The organism is Aeromonas sp. QDB23 (assembly GCF_027707745.1).
In the GTDB taxonomy this organism is placed as follows: domain Bacteria; phylum Pseudomonadota; class Gammaproteobacteria; order Enterobacterales; family Aeromonadaceae; genus Aeromonas; species Aeromonas allosaccharophila.
The window spans coordinates 78,812-94,873 of record NZ_JAPCJA010000006.1 but is presented as its reverse complement, the minus strand read 5'-3'; the positions used below and the strand labels follow the sequence as shown (position 1 = coordinate 94,873).

The window sequence follows — 16,062 nt, the reverse complement described above, 5'->3', positions numbered from 1 at the left end:
CTTAGACTCATTAATGGCATGGGCTCAACACCCCGTTCACGCCTCGTTACCCACTGCCTGGCACAAAAAAGCCGATAACCCGGTTATCGGCTTTGGCCCGAACAGCTGGCGGCAGGATATCAGAACACCACGGCGGTGCCGCTGATACTGACCATCAGCATGCTGCCGTTTTGCCCCACCACCTCGTAGTCGATATCGATGCCAACCACCGCATTGGCACCCAGGGCGGCGGCACGCTCTTTCAACTCATCGAAAGCGATCTCGCGGGCACGGGCCAGCTCTTTTTCATAGGCGCCGGAGCGGCCACCGATGATGTCGCGGATCCCAGCAAAGAGATCCTTGAAAATGTTGGCGCCAAGGATGGCTTCGCCCACCACGATGCCGCGGTATTCACGAATGGTTTTGCCTTCCAGCGTGGGGGTCGTCGAGAGGATCATCTTGAACTCCTGTGAGTAGCAGAAGGGCTCAGACTACCCCAACTGCCCGCAAATCCCAACCGGGTGGTGGCCTGTACTACGCCGTCCTTAAAAATCACGACGACCAGATAAAAAAACACCGCGCACGGGGCGCGGTGTTGCTATCGAAACGTCATGGCCGGCGGCCAGACCATCACGGATTGTATGAGACCACCGAGCCACTGAGGCCGGTCATCTGGGAGATCCGCCCCTGCATCCCCTGCAGCTTGGCCTTGGAGACATCCGGCCCGATAAAGACCCGGTTGAGCTGACCCTGCACCGGTGTGCGCGGCGAGGTGTGGGCAGAGTAGCCCGCCGCCCGCAGCTTGCTCACCAGCGCGTTAACGCTGTCGACGTTCTTGAAGGCACCAAGCTGGAGGATCCAGCTACCCTGTGCCGGCGCGGCAGCGGGCGCGGGTGTGGTCGGCTGGGTCATCTTGCTTTCAATCAGATCGTCGAGGGACTTGATCTGACCCGCCTGCGCTTTGGCTGGCGCAGGTGCCTTGGCCACTTCAACCGGTTTGGCTGGCGTCGGCTTGGGTGCAGGCTTTGGCGGTTCGACCGGTTTTTTGGCCACCACTTCCGGCTTGGACTGTGGCTTGGGTTGGGCATTCTGTTGCGGCTGGCTCGGCGCCGGTGCGGCAGGGGTTGTCGCCGGCTGCGCGCCGTTGCCCTGACCTGCAAGGGTCATGGGATCAGCCACCTCTTCCACTTGCCACTGCTGGGCCGCAGAGGCCTGTTGCTGGCTGGCCAGATGCTCAGCAGGCAAGGTGCTGGCCGCCGAGACTTGCAGCGCAGGTTTGGCTGGCTCCAGCTCGGGGCGCAGCGGGATCTTGGCAAAGGCCTCCTCCTTTTGCGCCAGCTTGTGACCATCCAGCAAGTCCGGCAGGAAAATAACAACCAGGGCCACCAGGATGACGGTGCCCACCAGACGGTTTTGAAACTTCGAGGCCAAGTTGAATCCTACCTTTACGTAACTCAATATGCGATTTGGCTCCCCGCCCGAGGGCCGGGGAGCCGGGGTGTGGCCTAGACGGCGACACCCGCCAGAATGTCGGCGACAGTGTAAAACGAACCAAACACAATGACCATATCGTCCGGACTCGATGCGGCCAACGCTGCCTGATAAGCGGCGCTGACATCATCAAATGCCCTGGCAGGCCCCTTGCCCTCCCCCAGCGCGGCAGCCAGCTGCGCAGCGGTGGCGGCGCGCGGGCCGGTCAGGCTGGCCAGATACCAGTCGCCAATCAGACCATCGAGTTCGGCAAGCGATCCTGCCATGTCCTTGTCTTTGAGCATGCCGACTACGGCGCGGCGCACGCCTGCGCAGGGCATTTTACGCAGCTGGGTCGCCAGATAGGCCGCCGAATGGGGGTTGTGGGCCACATCGACGATGACCAGCGGCGCGCTTTGCAGTTGCTGCATCCGGCCAGCCAGTCGGGCATTGGCCAGCCCGTCACGAATGGCAGACTCCGGCAGCGGCAAGCCGAGGGACTCCAGCGCCGCCAGCACGGTCACCGCATTCATCAGCGGCAGAGCCGGTTTTGGCAGATCCCGCCACTGGTTGAGGCCGTGATAATCCCAGCAGCTCTCGTGCTCATCGCCACGAAAATCGATACCGACCTGACGCAGGTTGGCACCAATGCGCGCGGCTTCGCTGGCGATGGTCGCAGGCGGATTGGGCTCCCCGCTGATGGCGGGTTTACCGGCGCGATAGACCCCGGCCTTCTCCACCGCTACCGCTTCACGGGTATCACCCAGCCAGTCGCAGTGATCCAGCGCGATGGAGGTGATCATCGCCACATCGGACTCAACCACATTGGTGGCGTCGAGTCGACCGCCCAGCCCCACTTCCAGCAGCAGCACATCGGGCGCCGCGCGGCAGAAGATCCACAAACCGGCCAGGGTGGCGAACTCGAAGAAGGTAAGGGCAATCTCGCCGCGGACCGCGTCCACCTCGGCAAAGGCGGCGCAGTGGTCGCTATCGGGCAGCTCTTGCCCGTTGACCCGCACCCGCTCGGTAAAGCGCAGCAAATGGGGAGAGGAGTAGACACCGACTTGGTAGCCTGCGGCCATCAGAATGCTGGCCGCCATGGCACAGCTGGAGCCCTTGCCGTTGGTGCCCGCCACCGTGATCACCTTGAACGGCAGTTGGGTCAGTCCCATACGCCGGGCGACAGCACCGACCCGATCCAGCCCCATGTCGATATTGACCGGGTGGATCTGCTCCAAATAAGAAAGCCAGTCGACAAGCGACCGGCTTTGGGATTGTTGCATGTTTGAACTCATCTTCACTCTTCGATGACGTGAGTATTCAGCATTTTGGCGAGCAGGCTGGCCAGACGGTTACGCATTTCGCGGCGATCGATGATGATATCGATGGCACCCTTTTCCAGCAGGAACTCGGAGCGCTGGAAGCCTTCAGGCAGCTTCTCGCGTACGGTCTGCTCGATAACACGCGGGCCAGCAAAGCCGATCAGCGCCTTGGGCTCGCCCACGTTGATGTCACCCAGCATTGCCAGACTGGCGGAGACGCCACCCATGGTGGGGTCGGTCAGCACGGAGATATAGGGCAGGCCCGCCTTGGTGAGTCTGTCCAGCGCCGCACTGGTCTTGGCCATCTGCATCAGGGAGAACAGCGCTTCCTGCATGCGAGCACCACCAGAGGCGGAGAAGCAGACCAGACCGCGACCTTCCTTGATGCACTCCTCAACGGCGCGCACGAAGCGGGCACCGACCACAGAGGCCATGGAGCCACCCATGAAGGAGAATTCGAACGAACAGGCGACAACCGGCACCCCTTTGAGGGTCCCTTTCATCACCACCAGCGCATCTTTCTCTGCCGTATCTTTCTGGGCGGCGGACAAACGATCCTTGTAGCGCTTGGAATCCTTGAATTTCAGTACATCCTGCGGCTCCAGCTCGGCACCGATCTCGGTACGACCCTGCTCATCGAGGAAGCTCTCGAGACGGGCGCGGGCGCTGATACGCATATGATGATCACACTTGGGGCACACTTCGAGGTTGCGCTCCAACTCTGCCCGGTAGAGCACCTGTTCACAAGCACTGCACTTGGTCCACACCCCTTCCGGAATGTTGTGACGACGGGGCGCAGTGATCTTGCTCTTGGGAAGAATCTTCTCAAGCCAGCTCATGGAATTCCTTAATGCTTTTGTGCCTGACAAAACGCATCGAGCCTAGATTGTTCAATGACTTACTAGCTCGATGGCAACAAATGACGGGTCATTAAACCACAATTTTTCGGGCGCAGTTACTAAAAACTGGTCGTACCCGGTGCCGAGTCCGGCAGCCACAGTGGGCCGAGCGGCAACTGCGGCAGAGCAAACTCGGCCGGGTAATCGACGTCGACCAGATAGAGGCCACCTGCCTTGGCGGTCGGCCCGGCCAGATTGCGATCCTTGGCAGCCAGCACCTCGGCAATCCACTCCACCGGTTTGAGCCCCTGCCCCACCAGCAGCAGGGAGCCGGTGATGTTGCGTACCATGTGGTGCAGGAAGGCGTTGGCCTTGATGTCGAGCACGATGTAGGGGCCGGAGCGGCTGACGCACAGATGAGTCACATTGCGCCACGGGGTGTTGGATTGGCAGGCGACGGCACGGAAGGTGCTGAAGTCGTGCTCCCCCAGCAGGCTCTGGCCCGCCTGGTGCATCAGCTCGGCATCGATGGTCTCGTGATAGTGACTGACGCCACTGCCGAGGATCGCCGGCCGGTAGTTGTGGTTGTAAATGACATAGCGGTAGCGACGGGCGGTGGCGCTGAAGCGGGCGTGGAAGCTCTCGTCCACCGGCTTGACCCAGCGCACGGCGATATCCGGCGGCAGGTTGGAATTGAGCCCCAGGGTCCAGGCGCCCTCGGCGCGGTTCGCCTCGGTATCGAAGTGGATCACCTGGCCGGTGGCATGGACACCGGCATCGGTGCGTCCGGCACACTGGATGGAGACAGGGTGGTTGGCAATCCGGCTCAGAGCCGTCTCCAGTTCAGCCTGCACGCTGATCACTTCACGCTGACGCTGCCAGCCGAAATATCGGCTGCCGTCATATTCAATACCTAGGGCAATTCGCATGGATAAACTTGTCTTGTTGTGAAAACGCAGTGAAAGAAACGGGGCGGATTATACGCGCTCAGCCCGAAAAGTCCCACCACACGCGCAATTGGCCTGGATGGCCAGCTTGCATGGCCACCCTCGCCCCATCGCAACTCGCCAAAAAAAGAGGGCAGCCCGCTGGCTGCCCTCGTTTTGCTGATCCCGTGATGGGAATTGATTTAGCCCAACCGCTTGAGCAACTTCTCGGCTTCGGCGCGCTGGTGATCGCTGCCCTGCTCTGCCGCCTCTTGCAGCAGCTCGCGGGCGCTATCCTTGTCATCAATCTCGAGGTAGGCACGGGCCAGATCCAGCTTGGCACCCACACCGCCGTCGTCGGCATCCACATCAAACCCGGTGGATTCCGGCAGCACCTCGGGGAAGCCATCGAGCCCCACATCCAGCGAAAATCCCTGATAAGGCTCCTGCTCAGTGGTGCTGGCATCGGCCTCGGCCAGCAGCTTGTCGATCTCGACGTAGCCGCTCTCCTGCGCTTGCTCACGGGGCTGCACATCGGCCGGATGAGATTCCACCTCGGCGAACGCATCTTCGAAATCGGAGAGCGCCAGCTCGTTGGGATCCCACTCCAGATCCAGCTCGGCGTCCTTCGCCGTCTTCGCCTTGGCCGGCTCAAGACCGAGCTCGGCCAGCATCGCATCGGCACTCTCGTCGGCACTGAGATCAATGGCGTTGTCATCTTTGCCAGCGGCGGGCTCGTCGAAGGCATTTTCGAACTCGCCGAGATCGAAGCTGGCCAGATCGTCGTCAGCGGCGCCGACTTCGTCAATGGAGTTCAAATCGGGCTCGAGGTCGGCAGAGAGATCCGCATCCAGCTCGGCAAACAGGGCGGCCTGCAGCTCCTCTTCGCTCATGACTTCATCAGCGGCCTTGGGCTTGGGATTGAACTCGCTGGCCAGATCCATGGCGGGCTCGTTGGCCAGCGCGATCGGCTCATCCAGCGAGAGATCGAGATCCGGCACCAGATCCGGGTCACGACTGGCTGGCTGGGCCGCCATCCGCTCCGGCTCGAAGCCTTGCAGATCCATTTCGCCATCGTCGCTGAACACCAGATCCAGGTCCGGCTTGTCCGGTTCAACCGGCATGAAGCCATCGGGGGTGTTGAGATCCGGTAGCGGGCGCACCGGCTCATTGTCGGTCACATCGACGCTCAGCAGATCATCAAATTCGCTCTGCTCCTGATCCATCATCATCGCAGTGGATTCGGAGAGGCTCTTCTCCTGCTCTTCCAGCTCGCGACGGGCACGGGCCCGCAGCCAGAGGGTCACCAGTGCCAGCACCAGCAACACCGGCAGCAAGATGATCATGGCGAGGTTGAGCGGTGAGGCGAGCAGATCCATCAGCCAATTTTGCTTGGGCTCGGGCGCAGCGACCACCGGCGGAACCGGCTGGGCTTTGAGCTCGGCAATCTCTTTTTGCAGCGCAGTCTGATCCTGCAGCTGGGCCTTGAGGGTCTCCACCTCTTCGGTCAGCGATTGCAGGCGCAGCTTGAGCCTGTGGTTCATTTCGGTCACCTGGCCGAGCTGGGCATTGGCATCTTCCAGTGCCAGCGCCATCTCGGTGGCAGGTTTGCCGACCGGTTTATCCAGATCGGAAGGCAGAGGCGCCGGTGTAGTGCCTTCTGCAGCGCTTGGTACAGGCGCGGGAGCCACTGCCTCTTTCGGCGCGGGCTCGCTCACCTTGGCCACTTCTTTGGTTTCAGCAGCCGGTTGCGGTGCCACAACAGGCGCAGGAATGGGTGCGGCTTTCGCCACCGGCAGCGGTGCCGGGGCAGCTTTCACCGGCTCGGATTTGGCCGCCTCAACCTTCGCAGGTTTGACGGCAACCGGTTTGGCCGTGTGGGCCTGCTTGTTGGCCAGATATTTGGGGCTCAGCCCTTTCCAGCTGGCGTTGTCGCTGCGGAATTTGGCGCGCGCCTGGGCATCGGTGATGACGCTCGCCTCGGCCACGGTCGGCAGCAAAATGCGGGAACCCACCAGAATGTGGTTGATATTGCCATCGGCAAAACTGCGGGGGTTTTTCTCGTAAATCGCCACCATGGTCTGGTAGACGCTGACACTCGTAGAGGGGCGATATTTGCTCGCCAGACTCCAGAGGGTATCGGTCGGACGAACAGGGCCATAGCTACCGGCATTGGCCGTGGCCTGACGCACCACCGGCTCGGCGGTTGCGCGCACCGGCTGCGCCACGGGTCTGGCGACCGGTTGCGCCAGCGGCTGGGAATTGACGGCGGGAGGTGCAGGTTCGTCAGGGCCTTTTAGCTCGACAAAAAAAGGCTCCCGCGCCGAGTCTTCAGCCTGGACGGTGCCCAGCAGACCCAATGCGAGTAGCGTTGCCAATGTTATGCGGGAATGTCCCATATTCGTTCCTTCGTATGACGGCCCTATCGCATTGAAAAATCTGGATAGTTACCCCAAAACAGTCGGTTCAATATAAATCAGGCTCGCCTAGCAAGCCAGCAGTCCGACACATTTAGCACCCAACTTGACTCTGAGTGTAGGAAAAAACTTAATCAGTTGATATCGCAACAGAATCTTGAAGTGGCGGAGTGCGGCATGGGTCACACCCCGCAGTACTCACCGGCCGGATGCGCAGCACTCCCTGCTGCGCATCGGTGGCATCATCCAGCTTTACAGATAGTCGCGAACCAGCAGCTCGGCAATCTGTACACTGTTGGTTGCCGCGCCCTTACGAACGTTATCGGCCACGATCCACATATTGATACCACTCGGATGAGAAATATCCTGGCGCACCCGACCAACCAGCACCTCATCCTTGCCGGTTGCGTCACGCACCGGGGTCGGATAATCCCCTTCGTCATCAAACAGGGTCACGCCCGGCGCATTGCGCAGCAGATCCTTGACCTGTTCGGCATCGAGCGGCTGATGCAGTTCGACGTGTACCGCCTCGGCGTGGCCGTAGAAGACCGGTACCCGCACACAGGTGGGGTTCACGGCAATGCTGGCATCGCCCAGGATCTTCTGGGTTTCCCACACCATCTTCATCTCTTCACGGGTGTAGCCGTTATCGGTGAAGCTGTCGATCTGCGGGATCAGGTTAAAGGCGATCTGTTGCGGATAGATGGTCGGTTCCACCGGGCGACCGTTGAGCAGCTGCGCGGTCTGGCCTGCCAGCTCGCTGACCCCTTCTTTACCCGAGCCTGACACGGATTGATAAGTGGCCACGTTGATACGGGCGATCCCCACTTCATCGTGCAGCGGCTTCAGGGCCACCAGCATCTGGATGGTGGAGCAGTTGGGGTTGGCGATGATGTTGCGATTGCGAAAATCGGCCAGCGCGTCCGGGTTCACTTCCGGGATCACCAGCGGGATATCTTCGTCATAACGGAAGCAGGAGGTGTTGTCGATGACGATGCAGCCGAGCTCGGCAGCAATCGGCGCCCACTTGGCAGAGACCTCGGCACCGGCGGAGAACAGCGCGATCTGCACCTGGCTCCAGTCAAACTCCTCCACATCGAGGATCTCGAGGTTCTTGCCGCCAAAACGCACGGTATCACCGGCGCTACGGCTGGAAGCCAGCGGATAGAGGGTCGCTACCGGAAATTCGCGCTCTTCCAGGATCTCGATCATCGCCTGACCCACGGCGCCGCTGGCACCCAATACCGCTACGTTAAACTGCTGGCTCATTCTGTTCTCCTCTGATAATGCTGCAATGGCACCGGCTGGCGCCATGGTCGGCAGGCTCTCGCGCTGCGAGATGACGCTGCCTGATATGGCTGAACCGGCGCAGTAGCATCTGCGCCAGCTCAGTAAAAAATGGGGTCGGTGTGGCCAGCGCGGCTCACCCCGTCCGGTTATCTTCCAACAATTTGCCCCCGTTCAGGGGCGTGACAGCGCAAATCCCAACGCGCCCAGCGCCTTGTCGGCAAACTCCCCATCGATCTGCAGGGAGGATAGTTCACGGCGCTCGGGATAGTGTTTGCGCTGCTCGTCAAAGCTGCCGGGCTGGCCGACTCTGGCCCGAAAACGGGCATCATCGCGGCGCACATCATAGACCAGATGCACCAGCTGCTTGATCAGCGCCTGATCCGGCACTCGGCCCGGCACCACCACCTGCACATCGGGGGCAGGCAAGAGCTGACTCAAATCCTGACGAGGCTCGCGCCCCAGCTGCTGGCAGAGCGCCTGATAGAGCATCCAGGTGCCGCGCGCTTTCCCCTCCAGGCTGTAACCGGCGATATGGGGGGTGGCAATCTCGGTATGGGGCACCAGCTCTGCCAGTGGCTCGGGCTCGTTCTCCCACACATCCATCACCAGTCGCAATGGCGCATCGCTCAACTGACGCGCCAGCAGGGCCCGGTTATCCCACACCTCGCCTCGGGAGGCGTTGATCAGGATCTGCCCGGCAGGACGGGCGGCAATCTGCTCGGCATCCAGCAGATGGTAGGTGGCATCCTGCCCTTCGCGGGTAATGGGCACGTGGAAGCTGACGATATCGGCGCCAAGGGCGGTCTGGTAGTCGACAAAACCCGCATCAGGATTATCCCGTGCCTTGGGCGGATCGCAGCGCAGCACCCGCATGCCGAGCGCTTGGGCCTTGCCAGCCACGCACTCGCCGGTATTGCCCGCGCCAATCACCGCCAGCGTCATGGCCGAGAGGTCGAGTTCGTAACGCTCCGCCAGCACCAGCAGGGCGGAGAGCACATAGTCCCCCACCGAATACTTGTTGCAACCTGGGGCGCTGAAGAAAGAAATATTGCGGCTCGCCAGCAGCGCCTTGTCCACATGGTCGGTGCCGATAGTAGCGGTGCCGACAAACCCGAGTTTCGGGCTGGTCGCCAGCAAATCGCCGTTGACGCGGGTGACCGAGCGCACCAGCAGCACATCGGCATCCAGCAGATCGCGGGCCTGCATCTGCCGTCCGGGCAAGGGGATCACCTCGCCAAATTCGGCAAACAGCTCCACGGCATGGGGCATATTCTCATCAACGACTATCTTCATCGGGCTCTCTTTGGTCACAACCGCCACGGGGGCGCCATTCTAGCGCAAAGCCGCCCGAGATTTCAGCCTGTGATGCAATCCGGCGCGAAAGGGGGCCACATTGTTCGGCGGCCGCCCCATCCACCCGTTCAAACAGGGTTTTTCGCCACAAATGTGTAAGCAGAGGTAACAAACTGACTGCTCGGCTTTGTCCGGGCATGTCACGGTGGCACAATGCCCCTCTTTTTCGCGATCGCCCATACCCACCATGCCGCAACACGCCCCGTCGCTCCCAGCGTCAACCACCTCACTCACCCGCAGTCAGGTGCTCGGATTCAGTGCACTGTTGATCCTGCCCCTGCTGCTACTCGCCACGCTGCCCTGGCAACCGTTTCTGACCGGCTCGCTGCAAGCTGGCTGGTTATGGTGGTCATACGCCCTCACCCGTATGGTCGATATTCCCGGGATCGGAGTCAGTGGCGCCCTCTTGCTGCTGCTGACCCGCTACAAACTCAAACTGGAGCTGGCCCCCTTCATTGCGCTGGGGTGTGCACTGGCGGCCCTGCTTGCCAGCGACTGGGTGCTCAAGAGCCTGATCAAACATCTGACCGAGGAGCCCAGACCCTACCTGCTCTGGCTGGAGAGTCAGGCGCTGATCCCGGCCATCAAGAGCTTCTATGCCAGTAGCGTCGAGGTGCGCAGCGAACAGGTTCACGCCGCCAGCCAGCTGCTGGCCCTGCCCGAGTGGCTCGGCCACCACTGGCAAAAGGAGGTAAATTACGCCTTCCCCTCTGGCCACAGCATCGCCGCCATCAGCCTGGCCCAGTTTTTCGGCCTCATCTGGCTGGCCCGCGCCCCCACAGGTGTCTGGCTGCTACCGCTGTGGGCGCTGGGGATTGGCCTGTCGCGCATGGTGATGGGGATGCACTGGCCGATGGATGTGCTGACCAGCGCCCTGCTTGGCACTTTCACGGCGCTGATCGCCGCCCGCTGGTGGCTGCACAGATATTGAATCCAGCGCCATCTTGCACAGGCTTCCTGCGTGGGATGGGAGGACAAGCCTGTGCTTTTTTGCCATAATGCCGCCTCATTTTATCCCGACCGAGATCCCATGACCGACGCAGTTCATACCCTCAAGGGCCGTTTCCGTGGTTTTTACCCCGTCGTCATCGATGTTGAAACAGCCGGGTTCAACGCCAAGACCGATGCTTTACTCGAAATCGCGGCTTACACCCTGAAAATGGATGAGCAGGGCTGGCTCGTTCCCGACCAAGTGTTCCACTTTCATGTCGAGCCCTTCGAAGGGGCCAACCTGGAAAAGGCCGCGCTGGAGTTCACCGGCATCGATCCTTACAACCCGTTGCGTGGCGCTGTCTCGGAGAAAGAGGCACTGACCGAGATCTTCAAGGGGATCCGCAAGGGGATGAAGGAGCAGGATTGCGGCCGCGCCATCATAGTGGCCCACAACGCCACCTTCGATCACGGCTTCGTGATGGCCGCCGCCGAACGGGCTGGCCTCAAGCGCAATCCGTTCCACCCGTTTGCCACCTTCGACACCGCTGCCCTCTCCGGGCTGGCGCTGGGTCAGACCGTGCTGGCCAAGGCGTGTCAGAGCGCCCGCATCCCGTTTGACAATAAAGAGGCGCACTCTGCCCTCTATGACACCGAGCGCACCACCGAGCTGTTCTGTCATATCGTCAACCGCTGGAAGAGCATGGGGGGCTGGCCACCAGCGCATCCGGATGACGACACGCCGGATACCCCTGCCGATGACGACGTGCAGGCATAAACGGATGAAGGCTGCCACAGGCAGCCTTCGTTGTTTTCGGGGGCGTGATTGATCGCTCTGCGCACAAGAAAGCACCATCAACGTCACGATCAACCGCTGCGCGCGCAATGCACTGAGACAAACCGGCCACAAACCCTCATTTTGATCCACCTTGTGCCAGATGCTGCTGCGATATGAGGGGGTTGACTGATTTTTTTCTCGACATTTGTCACATTTTTCGCAAACTAACTCCCCTTCACATGACAGACAGCAATAACAAACTATAAGGAAATCAAATGAATCCAGTTGTTATCGCAGTCGGGCTGATGCTGGTGCTCAGTCTGCTGCGGATCAATGTGGTGGTCTCGCTGGCGCTGGGGGCCATTGCTGGCGGCCTGGTCGGCGGGCTGTCGTTGACCGATACCCTCACCACCTTCAGCGGTGGCCTGGGCGGTGGCGCCGAGATTGCCCTCTCCTACGCCATGCTGGGCGCCTTTGCGGTTGCCATCTCCCGCTCCGGGATCACCGACCTGCTGGCCCGCAAGGTGATCAGCCAGTTAGGCAAGGATGCCAGCTCGACCCGCATCATGTGGGTCAAGACCCTGCTGCTCTGTTCCGTGCTGGCCGTGGCCATCTCGTCCCAGAACCTGATCCCGGTTCATATCGCCTTTATTCCCATCCTGATCCCGCCGCTGCTGCATGTGATGGCGCAGATGCAGATCGACCGTCGTCAGGTTGCCTGTGTCATCACCTTTGGCCTGACAGCCACCTATATGGTGCTGCCGGTCGGCTTTGGTGGCATCTTCCTGAACAACATTCTGGCCAAGAACCTGATCGATAACGGCGTGCCCATCACCACCAGCCAGATCCCGCTGGCGATGGCCATTCCGGTCGCCGGTATGTTGCTGGGCCTGCTGATCGCAGTGTTCATCAGCTATCGCAAACCGCGCCAGTACGATCTCGCCAAGATCCTGGATGCGGAGCCTGAGACCGTTGAACTCAATCTCACCCACATCTGGGTCGCTCTGCTGGCCATTGGCGTGGCACTGGGGCTGCAACTGATGACCAACAGCATCGTGCTGGGTGCGCTGGCCGGTTTTGTCATCTTCACCTGCGGTGGCGTCATCAAGTTTCGCGAAAGCCAGGATGCCTTCACCCAGGGGGTGCGCATGATGTCGCTGATCGGCTTCATCATGATCTCCGCCGCCGGCTTTGCTGCCGTGATGAAGGCAACCCACGGCGTCGATACGCTGGTTCAGGTGGTCGCCTCCGGCATCGGCCAGAACAAGGGCATCGCCGCCTTCCTGATGCTGCTGGTGGGCCTGCTCATCACCATGGGGATCGGCTCCTCTTTCTCCACCGTGCCCATCATCGCCACCATCTATGTGCCGCTCTGTCTGCAGCTTGGCTTCTCACCGATGGCGATCATCGCACTGGTCGGTACCGCCGGCGCGCTGGGGGATGCGGGTTCACCGGCCTCCGACTCGACCCTGGGCCCGACCTCCGGCCTCAACGCCGATGGTCAGCACGACCATATCTGGGACAGCGTGGTACCCACCTTTATTCACTACAACATCCCGCTGGTGATCTTCGGCTGGATTGCCGCCATGGTGCTCTGATAGCCCCGCTGGCAGCGGCCACCATGCACAACAAGAAGGCGACCTGAAGGTCGCCTTCTTCATTGACGCCAACCAGTCCCCCGCTCGACATGAATAGTGGCCGCCAGCCAGATAGGCCTTCTGAGCAACTCACCGCCATCGCTTACGACTGCCGGAGTCACTGGGCGCAATGCTGTCACTCCCCGTCCAACCATCCGCCCAAGCGCACACCAACCTTGAACTCATAAAGAGTGCGGGTCTCCCGCTCGCTCCAGTGGATTGCACAAGGATGCGCTGCACTGTCGCTGTACTATCGCAGTACTATCGCGCAGCACTATCGGTTCGCTCAACGCTTGCCAATACAGAGAAACGGCTGCCCGTCCTGCGCTATGGCAGAACAGCGGATGACACCCGACCACGTCACAACCGCCTGTTGAATAGAAAAGGCGTTCTCTCTCCCCGGCATCCAGTTATCAAATAGCGGCCATCATGCGCTCTACCCACAACGCCTTATGCCACCCTGGCGTTCAGTAAGAACAGAGGGCAAACCGCAGGCACAAAAAAAGGCCGCTCAATGAGCGGCCTTCTTCATAACGGGGTCAGCAATCAGCTTTCGCGACGCTTGCCACTGAATTTGCGATCTTTGTTGAAGCCACCTTCACGGCGCTCACCGCTCTTGTTGAACGGGCGGTCACCCTGGGGACGGCGATCCTTGTTGAAAGGACGGTCCTTGTTGAAAGGGCGATCGCTGCGCGGAGGACGGGGAGCAGTGTTGCTACCGGCCGGCACTTCGGTGTAGCGGGTGATCTGCAGCGGACGCTGGCAAACACGGGCTTTCTTGATCACTTCCAGTACATCGGCGGTCATGCCTTTCGGCAGATCGACGGTGGAGAAGTCATCGGCGATGTCGATGTTGCCGATGAAACGGCTCTCGATGTTCGCTTCGTTGGCGATGGCGCCAACAATCTGGCCCGGCTTGACGCCGTGATGGGCACCCACGTCTACGCGGTAACGCTCCATCTCCACATCCGGGTTGTCTTTCAGCGGACGCGGCTCGAGGGACGGCATGCGACGGGCAGGACGATCACCACGGTCGCCGAAGTCACGGGCACCGAAATCGCGGCCACCGTCACGACGGTCGAAATCACGACCACCACGATCGTTGCTGGCATTCAGCAGCGGATCCGGGATGGAGTCATCCAGCAGCAGCGGTTGGTCGCCCTGTACCAGCTTGGCCAGTGCGGCAGCCAGCTCCAGCGGATCGGCAGAATCTTCTTCGATCAGCTCGTTAACCAGGTTCACATAGATCTCGAGCTCTTCACCCATCATGGTTTCCCGGATGCGCTCTTTGAACTTGGTCAGACGGTGCTGGTTGATGTCCTCGGTGCTCGGCATCTTCATCGGCTCGATGGCCTGACGAGTAGCGTGCTCGATGGCGCGCAGCATGCGACGCTCACGGGGAGCAACGAACAGGATGGCTTCACCTTTACGACCGGCACGACCGGTACGGCCGATACGGTGTACGTAGGATTCGGTGTCGTACGGAATGTCGTAGTTCACTACGTGAGTGATACGCTCAACGTCCAGACCACGAGCGACGACGTCGGTGGCGATCAGGATGTCCAGCTGGCCTTGACGCAGCTTGTCAACGGTACGCTCACGCAGTTTCTGCGGGATGTCACCGTGCAGCGCTTCACAGGCGTGGCCACGAGCGGCCAGTTTGCCAGCCAGCTCTTCGGCAGCATTCTTGGTGCGCACGAAGACCAGTACGGCTTCGTACGGTTCGACTTCCAGCAGACGGGTCATGGCGTCCAGCTTGTGCAGACCGGTTACCTGCCAGTAACGCTGGCGGATGGTCGGTGCAGTGGACGTCTTGGTGATGATCTTGATCTCTTTCGGCTGCTTCAGGTGTTTCTGGGCAACGCGACGGATCTGGTCCGGCATGGTAGCGGAGAACAGGGCAACCTGACGGGTGGCCGGGCACTGCTCCATGATCCAGTCCACGTCGTCGATGAAGCCCATACGCAGCATTTCATCGGCTTCGTCCAGTACCAGGGCTTTCAGGCCGGAGAGGTCCAGGTTCTTGCGACGGATCAGATCCATCACACGACCCGGGGTACCGACGACAACCTGGGCACCGCGACGCAGGGCGCGGGTCTGGGTTTCGTAAGAGGAACCGCCGTAGATCGGCAGGACGTGGAAGTCAGGCATGTGCTTGGCGTAACGTTGGCACGCCTCGGCAACCTGCAGGGCCAGTTCACGGGTCGGAGCCAGCACCAAAACCTGAGTGTTGCGGTTACCAGCTTCCAGACGAGACAACAGAGGCAAGGCAAAAGCAGCGGTCTTCCCTGTACCGGTTTGCGCCTGCCCCAGCAGATCGTGTCCCGCCATCAGGTGGGGAATTGCTGCGGCCTGGATCGGTGACGGGCGCTCATAGCCCACGTCTTGCAGCGCTTTCAATACAGGCGCGGCCAGTCCAAGCTCACTAAAAAGGGGCAGTTGTTCGGTATCAGACATAGATTCTTCCAGATTAAGGCAGGCGGCTAAGCACCGCGGAATAGCAAAAAGGCGGCGATTATAGCGCCACTTTGTTCTGCTGTCTTGAAAAATGTGATAAGCCTCTCAAGACGTTGGCAATTATAGAGGGATCTTGCGACTATGGCTTGCTTATTTTTCACTACTGGTGCGTTATTGCAGGTCACTCCTCGCTGGAGTCCTTGCCCCGCTTGTGTTTGAGCACCGCCATCGTCAGTCGGCTGGTACACAATAAACGTCCCCGTTCGTCCCGAATTTCAATCTGCCACACCTGAGTCGTCGCCCCCAGATGCAGCGGCGCGCAACGACCGGTCACCACCCCTTCCCGCTTGGCCCGCAGATGGTTGGCATTCACCTCCAGTCCCACGCAGTAGCTATCTGGTCCCACCGCCATGTTGGCTGCCAGCGATCCCAGGGTTTCTGCCAATACCACTGACGCGCCCCCGTGGAGCATGCCAAGGGGCTGGTGGGTACGGTGATCCACCGGCATGGTCGCTTCCAGGCAGTCCGGGCCAAAGCCGGTATAGACGATGTCGAGATGGGCCATCAGGGTGTTGCGAGAGGTGGCATTGAGCCCCTCCAGACTCATGGGCTTGCGCCAGATGGGGGCATTTTCTTGACTCATGGCGAGCAGACTCCTTATGTA

Annotated in this window: 13 protein-coding genes; 3 read left to right on the top strand and 10 right to left on the bottom strand. The window is 60.7% G+C overall.

All coding sequences use genetic code 11. The features are described from left to right. Positions 1 to 119: 119 nt before the first annotated feature. The 8 genes from PG888_RS04765 to PG888_RS04730 form a co-directional block, all read right to left on the bottom strand. On the bottom strand, positions 120 to 437 hold the full coding sequence (locus tag PG888_RS04765; RefSeq protein ID WP_042657642.1) for a heavy metal-binding domain-containing protein: 318 nt from the start codon (positions 435 to 437) through the stop codon (positions 120 to 122). A gap of 172 nt (positions 438 to 609) precedes the next feature. After that, the gene (gene dedD / locus PG888_RS04760) at positions 610 to 1,410 is read right to left on the bottom strand and encodes a cell division protein DedD (RefSeq protein ID WP_182939450.1); all 801 of its coding nucleotides are present in this window, start codon (positions 1,408 to 1,410) and stop codon (positions 610 to 612) included. A gap of 74 nt (positions 1,411 to 1,484) precedes the next feature. Further along, the gene (gene folC / locus PG888_RS04755; RefSeq protein ID WP_182939449.1) at positions 1,485 to 2,744 is read right to left on the bottom strand and encodes a bifunctional tetrahydrofolate synthase/dihydrofolate synthase; all 1,260 of its coding nucleotides are present in this window, start codon (positions 2,742 to 2,744) and stop codon (positions 1,485 to 1,487) included. Between the two features lie 2 nt (positions 2,745 to 2,746). Continuing rightward, positions 2,747 to 3,610: an acetyl-CoA carboxylase, carboxyltransferase subunit beta gene (accD, locus tag PG888_RS04750; RefSeq protein WP_042657645.1), complete on the bottom strand. Its 864-nt coding sequence runs from the start codon at positions 3,608 to 3,610 to the stop codon at positions 2,747 to 2,749. Between the two features lie 119 nt (positions 3,611 to 3,729). After that, complete coding sequence (gene truA / locus PG888_RS04745; protein WP_167565119.1) at positions 3,730 to 4,539, bottom strand: tRNA pseudouridine(38-40) synthase TruA; 810 nt, start codon at positions 4,537 to 4,539, stop codon at positions 3,730 to 3,732. A 200-nt stretch (positions 4,540 to 4,739) separates the two neighbouring features. Further along, positions 4,740 to 6,935 (bottom strand): FimV/HubP family polar landmark protein, encoded by a 2,196-nt coding sequence (locus tag PG888_RS04740; RefSeq protein WP_182939448.1) that lies wholly within the window; start codon positions 6,933 to 6,935, stop codon positions 4,740 to 4,742. A gap of 270 nt (positions 6,936 to 7,205) precedes the next feature. Further along, positions 7,206 to 8,222 (bottom strand): aspartate-semialdehyde dehydrogenase, encoded by a 1,017-nt coding sequence (locus PG888_RS04735; RefSeq protein ID WP_182939447.1) that lies wholly within the window; start codon positions 8,220 to 8,222, stop codon positions 7,206 to 7,208. A gap of 192 nt (positions 8,223 to 8,414) precedes the next feature. Next, entirely contained in the window at positions 8,415 to 9,536 is a 1,122-nt protein-coding gene (locus tag PG888_RS04730; protein ID WP_182939446.1) for a 4-phosphoerythronate dehydrogenase, read from the bottom strand. A gap of 247 nt (positions 9,537 to 9,783) precedes the next feature. Between PG888_RS04730 and PG888_RS04725 the strand changes: the two genes are divergently transcribed. The 3 genes from PG888_RS04725 (at position 9,784) to PG888_RS04715 (ending at position 12,902) form a co-directional block, all read left to right on the top strand. Further along, complete coding sequence (locus tag PG888_RS04725) at positions 9,784 to 10,527, top strand: phosphatase PAP2 family protein (protein ID WP_182939445.1); 744 nt, start codon at positions 9,784 to 9,786, stop codon at positions 10,525 to 10,527. 99 nt (positions 10,528 to 10,626) lie between these two features. Continuing rightward, a complete protein-coding gene (gene rnt, locus PG888_RS04720) occupies positions 10,627 to 11,304 on the top strand; it encodes a ribonuclease T (RefSeq protein WP_075113058.1) in 678 nt (225 codons plus the stop codon). A gap of 275 nt (positions 11,305 to 11,579) precedes the next feature. Beyond that, on the top strand, positions 11,580 to 12,902 hold the full coding sequence (locus tag PG888_RS04715) for a Na+/H+ antiporter family protein (RefSeq protein WP_042657651.1): 1,323 nt from the start codon (positions 11,580 to 11,582) through the stop codon (positions 12,900 to 12,902). 585 nt (positions 12,903 to 13,487) lie between these two features. On the opposite strand, the gene PG888_RS04710 is transcribed toward PG888_RS04715, so the two are convergent. Both PG888_RS04710 and PG888_RS04705 read right to left on the bottom strand, forming a co-directional pair. Further along, complete coding sequence (locus tag PG888_RS04710) at positions 13,488 to 15,398, bottom strand: DEAD/DEAH box helicase (RefSeq protein ID WP_182939444.1); 1,911 nt, start codon at positions 15,396 to 15,398, stop codon at positions 13,488 to 13,490. A 181-nt stretch (positions 15,399 to 15,579) separates the two neighbouring features. Next, positions 15,580 to 16,041 (bottom strand): hotdog fold thioesterase, encoded by a 462-nt coding sequence (locus tag PG888_RS04705; RefSeq protein WP_182939443.1) that lies wholly within the window; start codon positions 16,039 to 16,041, stop codon positions 15,580 to 15,582. Between the last annotated feature and the right edge of the window lie 21 nt (positions 16,042 to 16,062).

Bases quoted from the DNA above. Each gene is read 5' to 3' on its own strand.
- PG888_RS04725 (WP_182939445.1), top strand. From the start codon at position 9,784: ATGCCGCAACACGCCCCGTCGCTCCCAGCGTCAACCACCTCACTCACC.
- folC (WP_182939449.1), bottom strand. From the start codon at position 2,744: ATGAGTTCAAACATGCAACAATCCCAAAGCCGGTCGCTTGTCGACTGG.
- PG888_RS04735 (WP_182939447.1), bottom strand. From the start codon at position 8,222: ATGAGCCAGCAGTTTAACGTAGCGGTATTGGGTGCCAGCGGCGCCGTG.
- truA (WP_167565119.1), bottom strand. From the start codon at position 4,539: ATGCGAATTGCCCTAGGTATTGAATATGACGGCAGCCGATATTTCGGC.
- PG888_RS04710 (WP_182939444.1), bottom strand. From the start codon at position 15,398: ATGTCTGATACCGAACAACTGCCCCTTTTTAGTGAGCTTGGACTGGCC.
- PG888_RS04715 (WP_042657651.1), top strand. From the start codon at position 11,580: ATGAATCCAGTTGTTATCGCAGTCGGGCTGATGCTGGTGCTCAGTCTG.
- rnt (WP_075113058.1), top strand. From the start codon at position 10,627: ATGACCGACGCAGTTCATACCCTCAAGGGCCGTTTCCGTGGTTTTTAC.
- PG888_RS04740 (WP_182939448.1), bottom strand. From the start codon at position 6,935: ATGGGACATTCCCGCATAACATTGGCAACGCTACTCGCATTGGGTCTG.
- PG888_RS04730 (WP_182939446.1), bottom strand. From the start codon at position 9,536: ATGAAGATAGTCGTTGATGAGAATATGCCCCATGCCGTGGAGCTGTTT.
- accD (WP_042657645.1), bottom strand. From the start codon at position 3,610: ATGAGCTGGCTTGAGAAGATTCTTCCCAAGAGCAAGATCACTGCGCCC.
- PG888_RS04765 (WP_042657642.1), bottom strand. From the start codon at position 437: ATGATCCTCTCGACGACCCCCACGCTGGAAGGCAAAACCATTCGTGAA.
- PG888_RS04705 (WP_182939443.1), bottom strand. From the start codon at position 16,041: ATGAGTCAAGAAAATGCCCCCATCTGGCGCAAGCCCATGAGTCTGGAG.